Origin of the sequence: Candidatus Accumulibacter phosphatis, from assembly GCF_012939955.1 — a bacterium.
In the GTDB taxonomy this organism is placed as follows: domain Bacteria; phylum Pseudomonadota; class Gammaproteobacteria; order Burkholderiales; family Rhodocyclaceae; genus Accumulibacter; species Accumulibacter delftensis.
The window spans coordinates 1-14,493 of sequence record NZ_SPMY01000065.1 but is presented as its reverse complement, the minus strand read 5'-3'; the positions used below and the strand labels follow the sequence as shown (position 1 = coordinate 14,493).

General features: G+C 61.3%; 14 protein-coding genes and 2 pseudogenes. 13 read left to right on the top strand and 3 right to left on the bottom strand.

The genetic code is table 11. The features are described 5' to 3' along the window. Window positions 1-216: 216 nt before the first annotated feature. Window positions 217-1,894: pseudogene (gene fadD, locus E4Q23_RS19285) on the top strand (long-chain-fatty-acid--CoA ligase FadD). A 39-nt stretch (window positions 1,895-1,933) separates the two neighbouring features. Here the strand turns inward: fadD and E4Q23_RS19280 are convergent. Further along, window positions 1,934-2,548, bottom strand: coding sequence for an ankyrin repeat domain-containing protein (locus E4Q23_RS19280; protein ID WP_169068149.1), 615 nt, complete (start codon window positions 2,546-2,548; stop codon window positions 1,934-1,936). A gap of 240 nt (window positions 2,549-2,788) precedes the next feature. Here E4Q23_RS19280 and E4Q23_RS19275 point away from each other — a divergent pair, with 240 nt between their 5' ends. From E4Q23_RS19275 to E4Q23_RS19245, 7 genes are all read left to right on the top strand, one after another. After that, entirely contained in the window at window positions 2,789-3,931 is a 1,143-nt protein-coding gene (locus E4Q23_RS19275; protein WP_169068148.1) for an ABC transporter substrate-binding protein, read from the top strand. A gap of 23 nt (window positions 3,932-3,954) precedes the next feature. Next, a complete protein-coding gene (locus tag E4Q23_RS19270) occupies window positions 3,955-4,497 on the top strand; it encodes a hydrolase (RefSeq protein WP_169068147.1) in 543 nt (180 codons plus the stop codon). A 127-nt stretch (window positions 4,498-4,624) separates the two neighbouring features. Continuing rightward, complete coding sequence (locus E4Q23_RS19265; protein ID WP_169068146.1) at window positions 4,625-6,268, top strand: CTP synthase; 1,644 nt, start codon at window positions 4,625-4,627, stop codon at window positions 6,266-6,268. Further along, window positions 6,265-7,101 carry a 3-deoxy-8-phosphooctulonate synthase gene (kdsA, locus tag E4Q23_RS19260; RefSeq protein ID WP_169068145.1) on the top strand — a complete coding sequence of 279 codons (837 nt, stop codon included), beginning with the start codon at window positions 6,265-6,267 and terminating at the stop codon, window positions 7,099-7,101. The genes E4Q23_RS19265 and kdsA overlap by 4 nt, the downstream gene beginning before the upstream one ends. After that, window positions 7,101-7,394 carry a DUF1330 domain-containing protein gene (locus E4Q23_RS19255; RefSeq protein ID WP_169068144.1) on the top strand — a complete coding sequence of 98 codons (294 nt, stop codon included), beginning with the start codon at window positions 7,101-7,103 and terminating at the stop codon, window positions 7,392-7,394. The genes kdsA and E4Q23_RS19255 overlap by 1 nt, the downstream gene beginning before the upstream one ends. 25 nt (window positions 7,395-7,419) lie before the next feature. Further along, window positions 7,420-8,703, top strand: a complete 1,284-nt coding sequence (eno, locus tag E4Q23_RS19250) for a phosphopyruvate hydratase (RefSeq protein WP_169068143.1) — start codon at window positions 7,420-7,422, stop codon at window positions 8,701-8,703. A gap of 134 nt (window positions 8,704-8,837) precedes the next feature. Then, complete coding sequence (locus E4Q23_RS19245; RefSeq protein ID WP_336511740.1) at window positions 8,838-9,089, top strand: septum formation initiator family protein; 252 nt, start codon at window positions 8,838-8,840, stop codon at window positions 9,087-9,089. Window positions 9,090-9,217: 128 nt separating this feature from the next. On the opposite strand, the gene E4Q23_RS19240 is transcribed toward E4Q23_RS19245, so the two are convergent. Further along, the gene (locus tag E4Q23_RS19240; protein WP_248595592.1) at window positions 9,218-9,916 is read right to left on the bottom strand and encodes an SIMPL domain-containing protein; all 699 of its coding nucleotides are present in this window, start codon (window positions 9,914-9,916) and stop codon (window positions 9,218-9,220) included. Between the two features lie 300 nt (window positions 9,917-10,216). Here E4Q23_RS19240 and E4Q23_RS19235 point away from each other — a divergent pair, with 300 nt between their 5' ends. Together E4Q23_RS19235 and E4Q23_RS19230 are read left to right on the top strand one after the other, a co-directional pair. Further along, complete coding sequence (locus E4Q23_RS19235; RefSeq protein WP_169068142.1) at window positions 10,217-10,687, top strand: peroxiredoxin; 471 nt, start codon at window positions 10,217-10,219, stop codon at window positions 10,685-10,687. 2 nt (window positions 10,688-10,689) lie between these two features. Continuing rightward, on the top strand, window positions 10,690-11,190 hold the full coding sequence (locus tag E4Q23_RS19230; protein ID WP_169068169.1) for an FKBP-type peptidyl-prolyl cis-trans isomerase: 501 nt from the start codon (window positions 10,690-10,692) through the stop codon (window positions 11,188-11,190). Window positions 11,191-11,602: 412 nt separating this feature from the next. Here E4Q23_RS19230 and E4Q23_RS19225 read toward each other — a convergent pair whose 3' ends face one another. After that, a complete protein-coding gene (locus tag E4Q23_RS19225) occupies window positions 11,603-12,742 on the bottom strand; it encodes an ABC transporter substrate-binding protein (RefSeq protein WP_169068141.1) in 1,140 nt (379 codons plus the stop codon). A 115-nt stretch (window positions 12,743-12,857) separates the two neighbouring features. On the opposite strand from E4Q23_RS19225, the pseudogene E4Q23_RS19220 reads away from it, so the two are divergent. The 3 genes and pseudogenes from E4Q23_RS19220 to fdxB all read left to right on the top strand — a co-directional run. Next, window positions 12,858-13,112 (top strand): annotated as a pseudogene (locus E4Q23_RS19220) (DUF269 domain-containing protein); the annotation flags it as partial. A 15-nt stretch (window positions 13,113-13,127) separates the two neighbouring features. Next, window positions 13,128-13,349, top strand: coding sequence for a CCE_0567 family metalloprotein (locus E4Q23_RS19215; protein WP_169068140.1), 222 nt, complete (start codon window positions 13,128-13,130; stop codon window positions 13,347-13,349). Next, window positions 13,346-13,621, top strand: coding sequence for a ferredoxin III, nif-specific (fdxB, locus tag E4Q23_RS19210; RefSeq protein WP_169068139.1), 276 nt, complete (start codon window positions 13,346-13,348; stop codon window positions 13,619-13,621). The genes E4Q23_RS19215 and fdxB overlap by 4 nt, the downstream gene beginning before the upstream one ends. The last annotated feature ends 872 nt before the right edge of the window (window positions 13,622-14,493 follow it).

The following is a 14,493-nucleotide window of genomic DNA, read 5'->3' as shown; positions in this document are numbered from 1 at the left end:
GCGGACTGTCGTCCGGCGGCTGTATCGATTCGACATTCCAGATTCCGATGCCGGTGCCGCTTGCAGTGCAGTTCATCAGGCTGTAAAAATCCCTTAGAATTAAAACCGTAGCCAACAGATGTGCGCTAGTGGTTGCGCTGGTGAGCAGCCGGGAGGTGGCGAGCCAGGCGACGCCAGAGGTACACCTATCAACAGCGTGACAGAGGAGGAGAGCAGATGGAAAAGATCTGGCTCAAGAGCTATCAGCAGGGCGTGCCGGCCGAAATAGAACTGAATGAATTTCAGTCGCTGGGTGAGCTTTTCGAAAAAAAGCGTTGCGCAGTATCGTGATCGGGTTGCCTATATCAACATGGGTGTCGAGCTCAAGTACGGGGAACTCGACAAGTTGTCGCGTGATTTCGCCGCCTATCTGCAATCGGTCCTCAAGCTACCACTGGGGGCGCGCGTGGCGCTGATGATGCCGAATGTCCTGCAGTATCCCATTTGTATTTTCGGGGCCTTGCGTGCGGGCTATGTGGTGGTGAACGTGAACCCGCTGTACACCCCGCGCGAACTCGAGCATCAACTCAAGGATTCGGGTGCGGAAGCCATTGTCATTCTCGAGAACTTTGCCGTGACTCTGGAACAGGTGGTGGCGCGGACGCCGGTCAAGCATGTCGTGGTGGCTCGGCTTGGCGATATGCTCGGCTTCCCGAAAGCTGCGATCGTCAATTTCGTCGTCAAGTACGTCAAGAAAATGGTTCCGGCCTGGAATCTGCCGCAGGCGGCCAATTTTCGGGCCGCGCTGGCCGCGGGTGCTGCCGCCGAACTGCAATCGGTGAGCGTCGCTCAGGGTGATCTCGCTTTTCTCCAATACACCGGTGGCACGACCGGCGTTTCGAAAGGGGCGATGCTGACCCATCGCAACATCCTGGCGAATCTGGCGCAGGCGCACGCCTGGATAAAGCCGGCACTTGGCAAGGAGCAGCATCTGGTCGTGACGGCCTTGCCGCTCTACCACATCTTCGCCTTGACCGCGAATTGCTTTACCTTTTTCAAGGTTGGTGCCAGCAACCTGTTGATCACCAATCCGCGCGATATTCCGGCCTTTGTCGCCGAACTGGCCAAGTACCCCTTCACGGTGCTCACCGGCGTCAACACCTTGTTCAATGCGATGCTCAACAGCGATGCTTTCCGCGCGCTCGATTTCAGCAAGCTCAGGGTGACGCTTGGCGGTGGCATGGCGGTTCAGAAAGCCGTCGCCGAGAAGTGGAAAGTGGTGACCGGCAAGCCCTTGATCGAGGCTTATGGCCTGACTGAAACGTCGCCAGCGGCGACCATCAATCCGCTCGATATCCCCGCCTACAATGGCTCGATTGGTCTGCCCATATCATCCACCGAAGTGGTGATTCGTAACGATGCGGGCGCCGACGTCCCGCTCGGCGAGCGCGGCGAGCTTTGCGTGCGTGGCCCGCAGGTGATGAACGGTTACTACAATCGCCCCGAGGAAACCGCCAAGGTCATCATGGCCGATGGTTTTCTTCTCACCGGCGACATTGCGGTGATGGACGAAAAGGGTTTCGTGCGCATCGTCGACCGCAAGAAGGACATGATCCTCGTCTCGGGATTCAATGTTTACCCCAACGAGGTCGAGGACGTTGTTGCTCTCCATCCTGGCGTGCTGGAAGTGGCGGCAGTCGGCGTGCCGCATGAGAAGTCGGGTGAGGCTGTCAAGATCTTCGTTGTCAAGAAGGATCCAGCGCTTACTCCCGAGTTACTGATCGCCCATTGTCGGGAACATCTGACAGGCTATAAGGTGCCCGGCGAGATCGAGTTCCGCAGCGAGTTGCCGAAGACCAATGTCGGGAAGATCCTGCGCCGCGAACTGCGCGATGAGGCGTTGAAGAAGACCTGATTGCCCGGGGCCGGACGCAGGGGCGCGTCTGCGCTCGCCTTAGTTTTTACTGCTGACGTATTTCTTGAGAACGCCGGTGGTGATGGGGTGGCCGTTTCGCGACGCGTAGAAGAGCGGCGTTTTCTCGTCCCGGTCGGTGCTCTTCGGATCGGCACCCTGTGCGATCAGGTACTGCGAGAGTTTTGGCTGGCCGGTTGCTGCCGAGAGGTGAAGCGGCGTCTGTCCGGCGTCGGTTTTTGCAGTCACGTCGGCGTTGCGCTCGATCAGCGTTTCCACCTCGCGCCTGCCCCCTGAAATCACTGCCGCGTGCAGGGGTGTCATGCCGATACGGTCCTTGGCTTCGATGTTTGCGCCGCGCGAAATCAGCAGCGCCGTTGTTCGCGGATGGCCATAGAAGGCGGCCATATGCAGCGGTGTTCTGCCGAGTGCGTCAGTCGCGTCGATTTCTGCACCGGCGTCGAGTAGCGCCCTGATTTCCGTCAGGTTACCGGCAATGGCCGCCTTGACCAGTGGCGGGGTTTCCGCCGGAGTCGTTTCTACCACCTCCGGCGTAACCGCTTGCGCATTGTCCGCCGACTTTTCGCCGCATCCGGTCAGGGCGAGCGCCAAGACGGCAACGGCCAGCAGCGCGGCGCGAGTTGCGGCTATTTTCATCTGCGAAAATCTCCTGCCAGGATGAAACTGCTGTTCTTCACTTGCTCCCAACTTCCAGTTTGATGGCCTTGACGCCTGTCTGTCGACCCCATGATCGCCGCGGCGGGCAGAGCATGGCCCTATCGTTCATCGTTCGGCGAGCTCTCGCTCGTCGCTTGCGGCCTTGCCCGGCTTCCTGGATGTCTGCAATGTCGACTTCGTGCTTGGCGCCCAGCGTCGCGCATATTACCATCGCTGGCGATGACTACCTTTCCTTGCCTCTTCGCTGGCGCCGATCACACGCTGCGCCGCCTGGTGCACGTCGCCGCCAGGCTGATGTTTGCCGTTGCCGTTGCCGTTGTCTTGCTGGCCGGGGTGCCGCCAGCGCTGGCGCAGCCGGCGGCTGGCAGGCACGAGCCGCGGCAAGCAGTTTCCGTGCAACTCGGCTGGAAGTATCAGTTCGAGTTCGCGGCCTTTATTGCCGCCCTGGAGAAAGCTTATTACCACGAAGCCGGGCTCGATGTCTCGCTCAGAGAATGGTCGCCTGGCGTCGATGTGGCCCAGGAGGTCGCCGAGGGGCGGGCCGACTTCGGGACGCTTGATTCGACACTGCTCGTCGAACGTGTCAACGGACAGCCGGTAATTGCCGTGGCCGCCTTGCTCCAGCATTCACCGGTCGGCCTGCTGGCCAGCCGGCAGGCAGGAATCGCAGCGGCGGGCGATCTTGCTGGTAAGCGTGTCGGTACCAGTCGCGCCACCGAGAACGAGATCCTGGCTTTTCTCGCGGCGAGCGCGCTGCCGTCGGGAAAGTTCGAGCACCTGCCGGCTATCGGTGACGCGCGCCGGGCGCTTTCGGCAGGGCAGGCAGAAGCGGTCGGTGTCTTCATCGGCGACGCGGCTGTAGGGGAGTTGCTTGCCGGCGGTGATTACCTTTTGCTCCTGCCGCGTAGCGCGGCAATCGACTTCTACGGCATGCTGCTGTTCACCTCGGAGAGTTTTCTGCGAGCGCATCCGGAGACGGTGCGTGCGTTTCGCGCGGCAACCCTCAAGGGCCTGGAGTATGCGTTCGATCACCCCGAGGAACTGGTCGATATGGTCTTCGCCAGATACAACACGCAGAACAAGAGCCGCGAGCAGCTGCTCTTCGAAGCGCGGCAGATTCGGGATCTGGCGCGACCAGCGGGCGTCGCCTCGGGAGCAATGAGTATTGCACGCTGGCAGCATGTCGTCGATGTTTACACCGCGCAGGGCAAGCTCAAGCCTGGTACTGACCTGCTGGGCTTTGTGTACGATCCGGACGCTGGCGGTTTCGGTCCCTTCGTGCCCTGGATGTTGGGCGGTGCCGCACTGGGGTTGCTGCTCGTCGCTTGGGGGGCGCGCAAGTTCCTGGCGTCCAAAGCTTGATCGCCTGTCGTCTGGAGAGGGAAATGTTGATTCATGCCGAACGTTCCACTTTGCTGCTGGTTGATTTGCAGGAGCGCCTTTACCCGGCAATCCACGACGCTGCAGCCGTCCTTGAAGCCAGTTCCTGGCTGACTCGACTGGCGCAGCGTCTGGGCGTCCCGGTGATCTGCACGGAACAGTATCCGAAAGGCCTGGGACCGACCATGCCGTCTTTGCGCGCTCTGCTGCCGGACGCCTGCCGCATCGAGAAGATGCATTTCTCCGCTGTCGCCGAGGGTGCCCTCTTGCGGGCGGTTGGTGGCGATCGCGCGCAATTTGTCGTTGCCGGCACCGAAGCGCATGTCTGCGTCCAGCAGACGGTGCTCGATCTGATCGCCGCCGGCCGCCGTGTCTTCGTCGTCGAGGAGGCGGTCGGGTCGCGGCGAAGTACCGACAAGGCGCTGGCGCTGGCGCGCATGCGTGCGCACGGCGCCGACATCGTGTCGCGTGAAATGGTCGCCTTCGAATGGTTGGGGCAGGCCGGGACTGAAATTTTTCGCGAGGTCAGCCGCGAGTTTATTCGCTGATGCGTGCCGGCGAGGGCCGTTTTGACGGCCCGAAGTGATGCTCGGCCCGGTTCTCAGCCGTCCTCGATGAGGTTTGAGGAGGGCGTGTTTTCCGCTACAATCTGGCTTTCCCGCTGTAGCCCACTCCATGATCAAATACGTATTCGTCACCGGCGGCGTCGTTTCGTCGCTCGGCAAAGGCATCGCGGCCGCATCCCTGGGAGCGATTCTCGAGTCTCGCGGGATCAAGGTCACCAACCTCAAGCTTGACCCCTATATCAATGTCGATCCGGGAACGATGAGTCCGTTCCAGCACGGCGAGGTCTTCGTCACCGAGGACGGTGCCGAAACCGATCTTGACCTCGGCCATTACGAACGCTTCACCGATGCGCGCATGGAGCGGCGCAACAACTTCACCACCGGCCAGATCTACGAATCGGTGATCAAGAAGGAGCGGCGCGGCGAGTATCTCGGCAAGACGGTGCAGGTGATTCCGCACATCACCGACGAAATCAAGGCCCACATCCGGCGCGGCGCCGAAGGTGCCGAATTGGCGATCATCGAGGTCGGTGGCACGGTCGGTGACATCGAGTCATTGCCTTTCCTCGAAGCGATTCGCCAGATGGGTCTGCAGGAAGGGCGCAACAACGCCTGCTACATGCACCTGACGCTGGTTCCCTACATTCCGACGGCGGGTGAGCTGAAAACCAAGCCGACGCAGCACTCGGTCAAGGAGTTGCGCGAAATCGGCATCCAGCCCGACATCCTGCTGTGCCGTACCGATCGGCCGATTCCCGAAGACGACAAGCGGAAAATGGCCTTGTTCTGCAACGTCCAGCGCGAGGCGGTGATCGAGGCGCGAGATGCCGACTCGATCTACAAGATTCCGGCGATGCTGCACGATCAGATGCTCGACGAGATCGTCTGCCACAAGCTCGGGATTCTCGCCAAAGCGGCCGATCTCAGCGTCTGGAAGACCATTGTGCACGCCCTCGAGCACCCGCAGCGGGAACTCAATATCGCTTTCGTCGGCAAGTACGTCGACCTCACCGAATCCTACAAGTCGCTGACCGAAGCCATGGTCCATGCCGGCATCGCCACGCACAGCAAGGTCAAGATCAGCTACATCGATTCCGAGGAAATCGAGCGTCAGGGTTGCGCTGCCTTGCAGGGTATGGATGCGATCCTGGTTCCTGGTGGTTTCGGGCGCCGCGGGACCGAAGGCAAGATTGCTGCCATTCGCCACGCCCGCGAAGGCGGCATCCCGTTTCTCGGCATCTGCCTCGGCATGCAGCTGGCCGTCGTCGAGTTTGCACGCCACGTCGCCGGCATGAACGGCGCGCACAGCAGCGAGTTCGACCAGGATACTGCGTACCCGGTGGTGGCTTTGATCACCGAGTGGCAGGACGCCTCGGGCCGGCTCGAAAAACGCGACGAGAATTCCGACCTGGGTGGCACCATGCGTCTTGGTGGCCAGCTATGCAAGCTCGGCGACGGCACGCTTGCGCGTCTGATTTACGGCCGGGCGGAGATCATTGAACGCCATCGCCATCGCTACGAGGTCAACAACACCTTGCTCGGCAAGCTGGAAGAGAGTGGCCTGGTGGTCTCGGGTCGAGCACCGATCACCGAGCTTTGTGAAATTGTCGAGTTGCCGACCGCTGGCCCGCACGCCCATCCGTGGTTCCTCGGCTGCCAGTTTCACCCGGAATTCACCTCGTCGCCGCGTAAGGGGCACGCCTTGTTCACTTCATTCGTCCTCGCCGCCGCGGCTTACCAGGCCAAGTCATGAAGCTTTGCGGCTTTGAGGCGGGCGTCGACCAGCCCCTGTTTCTGATTGCCGGCCCGTGCACTGCCGAGTCGCTGGCCTTGTGCATCGATATTGCCGGGCAGCTGAAGGAAATCTGTTCGCGTCTCGGCTTACCGTACATTTTCAAGGCCTCCTACGACAAGGCCAACCGCAGCTCGGGTCGGACGGCGCGAGGCCCGGGCGTCGACGCCGGTCTGCAGATACTCTCGGAAGTGCGCCGCCAGATTGGTGTTCCGGTGCTCACCGATGTGCATCGAGAGGAAGACGTCGCCGCTGTTGCCAGCGTGGTTGATGTGCTGCAGACGCCCGCTTTCCTTTGCCGGCAGACCGATTTCATCCAGACCGTCGCCGCCGCCGGCAAGCCGGTAAACATCAAGAAAGGGCAGTTTCTCGCGCCAGCCGACATGCGCAACGTGGTCGCCAAGGCCCGCGATGCTGCGCCTGGCGCCGATACCATCATGGTTTGCGAGCGCGGCGCATCCTTCGGCTACAACAATCTGGTCTCGGATATGCGCAGCCTGGCCATCATGCGCGAGAGCGCTTGCCCGGTCGTCTTCGATGCCACCCATTCCGTGCAGTTGCCGGGTGGCCAGGGGAGCGTCTCTGGTGGTCAGCGCGAGTTCGTTCCGGTGCTGGCGCGGGCGGCGGTGGCGGTGGGGGTTGCCGGGCTGTTCATGGAAACGCATCCCTGTCCCGAAAAGGCATTCTCCGACGGGCCGAACAGTTGGCCGCTGGCGCGCATGGAGAGCCTGCTGACGACGCTGGTGGCGCTCGACCGTTTGGTCAAGGCGGCCGGCTTCGAGGAGTTGCGTTAATGGCAGCCTATCTGCTGGCGGAAGCGAAAGTTACCGATCCGTTGGCCTACGAAAGCTCTCCGTTGGGGCAGGCAGCGATAACACAGTACGGCGGTCGCTATCGCGCTCGCGGTGGTCGTCTCGAGGTTCTTGAAGGCCGCTGGTCGAAACCCGAAAGCTTGCTGATCGTCGAATTCGATTCGCTCGAACAGGCCAGGAAGTTCTATCATTCTCCCGAGTATCAGGTCGCACGCGCCGCACGCAAGAATGTGGCAGAAGTGAACATCCTGCTCGTCGAGGGATTACCAATTTAGTATTTTTGCAAAAAAGGGAAAGATCATGAGCTCTGTCGTTGATGTTGTCGCCCGCGAGGTTCTCGACTCGCGCGGCAACCCTACTGTCGAATGTGATGTCCTTCTCGAATCCGGCGTCATGGGCCGGGCAGCGGTGCCTTCTGGCGCTTCGACCGGGTCGCGTGAAGCCATCGAATTGCGTGACGGCGATGCCGCGCGCTATCTGGGTAAAGGCGTTTTGCAAGCCGTCGAAAACGTGAATACCGAGATTTCAGAGGCCATCATCGGCCTCGACGCCCAGGAACAGGCGTTCATCGATCAGACGCTGATTCATCTCGATGGCACCGACAACAAGGCACGTCTCGGCGCCAACGCCATGCTCGCGGTGTCGATGGCTGTTGCCAAAGCCGCTGCCGAGGAATCGGGCCTGCCGCTCTACCGCTACTTTGGCGGTTCCGGGCCGATGCAGATGCCGGTGCCGATGATGAATATCATCAATGGTGGCGAACACGCCAACAACAGCCTCGATTTCCAGGAATTCATGATTTTGCCGGTCAGCCAGACTTCGTTTCGCGAAGCGCTGCGTTGCGGTGCCGAGGTCTTTCACGCCTTGAAGAAATTGCTGCACAAGAAAGGCTTCTCGACCGCTGTCGGCGACGAAGGTGGCTTTGCTCCCAATCTTGGCAGCCACGCGGAAGCGCTGGAACTGATTGTTACGGCGATCGAGAATGCCGGTTATGCTCCCGGCGCAGACGTCCTGATTGGTCTCGATTGCGCGGCGTCCGAGTTTTACAGGGAGGGGCGCTATCACCTCAAGGGCGAGAACCTGCAGTTGAGCGCGCACGAACTGACCGATTATCTGGCCAATCTCGCCGACCGTTTTCCGATCGTTTCGATTGAGGACGGGATGGCCGAAAACGACTGGGACGGCTGGAAAGTGCTCACCGCTCGGCTTGGCAAGAACGTACAGATCGTTGGCGACGATGTCTTCGTCACCAATACGCGGATTTTCAAGGAAGGCATCAAGCAGGGAATCGGCAACTCGATCCTGATCAAGATCAATCAGATCGGCACCCTCTCCGAGACCTTCGCGGCCATCGAAATGGCCAAGCGTGCTGGCTATACGGCAGTCATTTCACATCGTTCGGGCGAGACCGAGGACAGCACCATTGCCGACATCGCCGTCGGCATGAACGCGCTGCAGATCAAGACCGGTTCGCTGTCACGCTCCGACCGCATCGCCAAGTACAACCAGCTGCTGCGTATCGAGGAGGATCTTGGCGACACGGCGGGTTACCCGGGCCGCGACGCCTTCTACAATCTGTCCTGACCTGCCAGCGCCATAGAAGTCCCGCACCGTGCGTTGGCTTGCTCTTGGGTTAGTGGTCGTCATCGCCTTGCTGCAGGCGCCCCTGTGGATCGGCAAGGGGGGGGTGGCTGCGGGTATGGGATGTCGGCCGGCAGTTGCAGCAACAGAAGGAAATCAACCAGAGCCTCGAGATGCGCAACGCCGGCCTCGACGCCGAAGCGCACGACCTGAAGCAGGGTTACGACGCGATCGAAGAGCGTGCCCGCTTCGAACTCGGGATGGTCAAGCAGGACGAAGTTTTCGTGCAGATTCCTGATCGGCCTCGGGCCGCGCCAGCCGTTGCCGCGAAGGCTGGCAAGCTTGCCGTCGCCGCGACGGCTGTTCCGGGAAAACCAGTCAAGCACTAAGGGTCATGACCGTCCCCCTCTTTCCCGGCCCTTCTCGCGCAGGGGGAGAAGGCAGTTTCGTGAGTCGCGTATGCGACTTGCACGGTAAGGGCGGGCGCTGCGCGCTGGCAGTCGCGGCGCCGTTCCGATTATTCTGTGAGCACGATCTGGCCTGAAATTGTCGCCCGGATCTGCGTCTCGCCGGCCTCGATCGGCATCGCTGTGGCATCGGCGGCCATGGCGGCCGCGCGCATCATCGGCGGGCCGGCGGGCCGACCGTTGCTGTTGATCGACAGCAGCTTGATCCGGTAGCTCCTTCCCAAGGCGTCGGCGACTGTTTTGGCGCGCAGTTTGAAGGCCGCGATGGCGTCGATGATGGCCTTGCTTTCGGCCTCTTCCCTGGCTTCCGGGCTTGGCAGCAGCATCAGGTTGGCGACGCCCAGCGAGGTCTGGAGTTTGCCGAGAAGCTCGGACAGGGCAGCGCTGTCGCGCGACTCCAGAGTCAGCTCGGAGCGCATCCGCCAGCCTTCGATCTTGTTGTCTTTGGCATAAATCGGATAGCTGTGGGTGGCGCCGCTTTGCGTGTTGACGTGGGTGTAGGCTTTGGCGGTCTTCAGGGCGTCGCTGATCTGGCTATTGACCCGATTGGCCAGTTCGCTCGCTGTCGCGCCGCTGGCTTCGGCAAAAACCGAGGCGCGCGTCAGATCATTGGCTGCCGGTCGTGCGGCCTCGGCGGAAAGCTCGATGGTGGTGAGCATGGCCTCGTCACTCGTTGCTGCCGTTGCCGGCATGGCGAAGAGCAGGAGCAGCAGGGGGGCGGCGTGCAGCAAAGGTCGCAAGGAAGTCATGGTGTCGCTCTCCGGGTTTGCGGCGCACGAGCTTGGCGGGTATCCTTCAGCTCCGCGCGCCGCTGGGATCGCTTGGATCGCTTGGATCGTTTGGATCGTTTGGATCGTTTGGATCGTTTGGATAGGGGAAGATGTCTGAGGCGTGCCTGGCGGGTATGGAGGCAGTGAGCCTCTTCGTCGAGAGTTCATTGTAGCGCGATCCGGGCACTGCTTTCTTGTGGCCAGTTGCCGGAAGCTTGGTTAGAATCAGCGTCTCTCGTTTGCTCGCATACGGGCGGCAAGGGTCTATGAGGGGTCACCATGCTGAAAGCAGGACAGGCAGCGCCGATGTTCGTCCTTCCCGATGCGGACATGGAGCTTATCGATATTGCCCAGTTTCAGGGCAAGAGTAATGTCATTCTCTTTTTCTACCCGAGAGATGACACGCCGTGCTGCACCTTGCAGGCGACCGATTTCTCGGATCATGAGGATCAGTTCGCGCGTCACGATTGCACGATCATCGGCATTAGCCGTGATGACTGCATCAGGCACGCCGAATTCAGAGACAAACACGGAATTTCGGTCTCTCTCCTTTCCGATAGCGAAGGGGTCGCGTGCAAGCGCTACGGTGTCTGGCAGGCGAAAGAAGTGAATGGTGCCAGGAAGTACGGTATCGTCCGCTCGACTTTCGTCATCGACAAACAAGGCGTTCTTCGTCTCGTGCTTTACGGGGTGACCGCCAAAGGCCACGCGCTGGAAATGTTGCGCGTGGTGAAGGAACTCAATTCATGAACATGCAAGTTGCAAAGAATACCGTGGTCACCCTCGACTACAGCGTCGTCGATTTCGAGGGCGAGCTGGTCGATGCCGGTCAGGAGCCGCTGGTCTACCTGCACGGGGGCTACGACGACATTTTTCCGCTGATCGAAGAAGCGATGCAGGACAAGAAGGTTGGCGAGTCGGTGGTGGTCAAGATGCAGCCGGACGAGGCCTTCGGTGAGTACGACGCGGCGCTCGTTCAGGTCGAGCCGCGCGCGCAGTTTCCGGAGGAGTTGCAGGTTGGCATGCAGTTTGAAGGAGTCCCCGAGGGCGCCGACGACGAGGACGACGACGAGGACGTGCTGATCTATCGGGTGACTGAAATGGCCGACGACAAGGTCGTTCTCGACGGCAACCACCCCTTGGCCGGAATGGCGCTGGTGTTTACCTGTACGGTGACCAATATTCGCCCGGCCACTGCCGAAGAAATCAGCCATGGTCACACCCACGACGGCGACTTCGACGACGACGACTGAGTTGCGCTGGCGGCCGAGCGTCGCCAGCAGTTTCCGCTAGCCGCTCCGTTAGGCGATTGCCGGAAAAGAACGTAGCAGATTGCGCCGGATTTTCGGTCGGCTTCAAGGCGCGACAACAGGCGCATAGTCGAACTATGTAACTGTTGTCGCAACACAGAAGACGGGCGAAAAGACAAGCAGGATGGTATGTTCTTTGACAGAAATCGCCTTAATGTGAAAGTCGCGCATGCGACTCACGAAACTCCCTTCTCCCTTGCGGGAGAAGGGCTGGGGGGAAGAGGGGGGGGCGGTCATGGCTTTCATGATTCGGGGTGTCTCGCCATGTCATGACCATTAGCGGCATCCTGCGGTTGCGACTCGAAGTCTGGCGCCGCGTCCTTGCGTCGCTGCGCCGCATCCTTGCGTGCCTGCCTTAGTGCAGCAGCTTGCCGGCCTGATTGAGAATGGTGATATCGACGTAGCGCGAGCCGGTATGGCGGTTGGCGGAGAAACTGATGAACACTTCGCCAGCGTCATAGTTTTTCATGGTTTCGAGGGCTTCGCGAACTTTCTGGCGGCTGGGGTTTGGGCCGGCACGGCGCAGGGCTTCGACGAGCACCTTGGCGCCCAGATAGCCTTCGACGAGGGTGTGATTGACGGTCACGTCTTGCGGTTTGAACTTCGCGAAGTTGTTCTGGACCTCCTTGATCAAGGGAATCGTCGGGCTGTCCGGATTCGGGACCACCTGGGTGAGGACCAGTCCGGCGGCCTTGTCGGCGCCGATTCGCTTGACGACCTGTGCGGCGTCGGTGACCGAGAGCGCGACGTACTGCGCGAAGTTGCCGTATTCGCGTGATTGTTTCAGGAACTCGGAACTGGCCGCGGTGTTGGCGATCATGATCACCGCTTGCGGTTTGGCGGCGGCAATCGTTTTCACCGCCGCGCCGACGTCGGTCGTGTTTTTCGCGTACGAGCCGGTGGCCACCAGCGAGCCGCCGGCTTCCTTGATTGCCCGCTCGGCGCTGACCAGCACGTCGCGTCCGAAGGCGTCGTCCTGGTAGAGGATGGCGAAGCGGCTGTAGCCGGTGGTGGCGTACTGACCGACGATCTTGTCCACTTCTGCGGCATAGGTGGCGCGGGTCATGAACAGCAGCGGGTCGTTGCGCTGAACCAGCGATGCCGCGCCGGTGCGTACGGCGATTAGCGGAATGCCCGCTTCGCCGAGCACCCCGTTTTCGAGAATGGCTTCAACGTTGCCGGTACCGACGAAACCGAAGAACGCCACTGGCCGCTCTTCCTTCAGCATTGCGCGCGCCAGGCGAATGGTCTCCGCGGTCTGGTAGCCGTCGTCTTTGGAGATCAGGCGGATCTGGGCGCCGTGAATTCCTCCGCTCGCGTTCACCGCGTCGAAGTACAACTGGGCGCCGGCACGCATCGACAGCCCGGTCGGCGCCAGCGGGCCGCTGAACGGGGCAACCTGGCCGATGACGATTTCGGCGGCATTGGCGCTGAACGACGCCAGTCCGATGAGGACCGCTGCCCATACGCTGCCCAGAAAAGAGATCAGCTTCATCATCCGCTCCGCTTGAATGTCTGCCCAAGTCTAGGGCCTGGCGGCATGCCTGTCGATGCACTTGTGCGTGCTTTTGCCGAACTCTGCCGTGTTCTGTCGCACTCCGCTCGGGGCAGCCTTCTACAACGCCATCGCGGTGCTCATCGAGCAGGAATGCAAACTGCTCGCCGTGCCCCTGGTGCACCTCACGCACAAGGGCTTTGGCCGTGCCCTGATTAGCGTCGGCAAGCTGCTCGCCGTCGATCGGATGCTGCGCGACGTGCATCGCTTTGGCTTTCCCAGTCTGTCGAAAATGAAGGATGAAGCCGACAAGATCCTCGCGCTGGCCCTCGAACGCATCGGCCAGTACCCGGCCCTTGCCGGCCTGTAAGAGGAGGGTGGGCAGATGGGCAGCGACGACATCGTGGTCCTCGAAAAGGAAGTCAGGCGGCTGCAGCGAATCGCTGCGGAGTGGGCGGCGCGCCTGCATGAGCTCGCGGAAGAGCGCCTGCCGGCGGCCCATAGCGAACTTCCACCGCTATCGCAATTCACCTTCGACGCATGCAAGGCCTGGGCTGAAGCCAGCACCCGCCTCGCCGCCGCGCAACAGAAAGGACCCGCCGCATGATTACCGGACGCACCCGTGGCGGCGCCGAATGGACGCCGCCATTTGTCACCGTCCTCGATCAGGTCAAAAGCATTGGCTGCGGCCGCTGCTACAAGGTCTGTCCGCGCACGCTCCTCGACCTCGTCGAGCGCGAACTCGACACCGAGGACGAGGGCGACAACGAAGACGACAACATGATGGTCACGGCCCTGGCCAACGCCATGGACTGCATCGGCTGCGGCGCCTGCGGCCGGGTGTGTCCGAAGGGCTGCTACACGTATGCGCCGGCCTGAGGGCGGCGTCCGTTCAGTCTCCCCGAAGCGCTCGCGAGGAAGCGTCGGGAAGAGCGAGGGAGGGTTTGATCTCGCGGTGTCGAATGCGCCAGAGATCGCTGCTTGCAGATTGCCGCGCCTCGGTCGCCGCCTGACAAGCCAAGATCGCCCGGTGAATTTATCCTGGTGATTGGCCGCTTGGCCATCATCAAGCGGCCGGCTACGGCGATGCGACATCCGCCCGCTCGTCGGGCAGAGCCGAGCGTGGCGCTACACAAGGTCGACGGTCACTATGGGTTCGTTAATGCACGCACGGCGGACCATCACGCCGAACGGCCGCTTCGATCTTTTCGCTGCGCCCGGATTCGACCCAATCCGGTCATTGGCACTCGCGAACATCGGATGACCGCTCCTGACCACTCTGCGGACGTTCGCTCGATGCGGACGTTCGCTCGACAAGCAAACGATCATTCCCATCTGGGCAAGCCGCCATCGCCGCCGCGCCCAATGCCCACCCGTGCGCTTCCGCTCTTGGAGATGCAAGGCGTTACCATGAACAAAGCGAGATTCGGATGACTTTTCAGAGGCTTCCGGGTCCAAATTCGACATTGGCGCTGCTTGATGAAGGCTCATATACTCTCGTCAGTGCCGTTGGATTTCTTATCCTTCCTTAACGACGACATCGTGCAAGTCAGGCATCATGACCCGCTGACGCCCGCGATGTGGCTGTCGACGTTGTGGCGATCAGGAACCCGCGGATCGCGACTGCCGTCCGACTTCTCGCCTCGGCGCGATTCCCTTCTGCAACGTTTGCCTTCAGCGCCTGCGCCTGGCTACCCCTGCTGCGGCTAGAGCGACCCCCAGAAGCCGCCAACCCAACCGGCTCCCGGGAC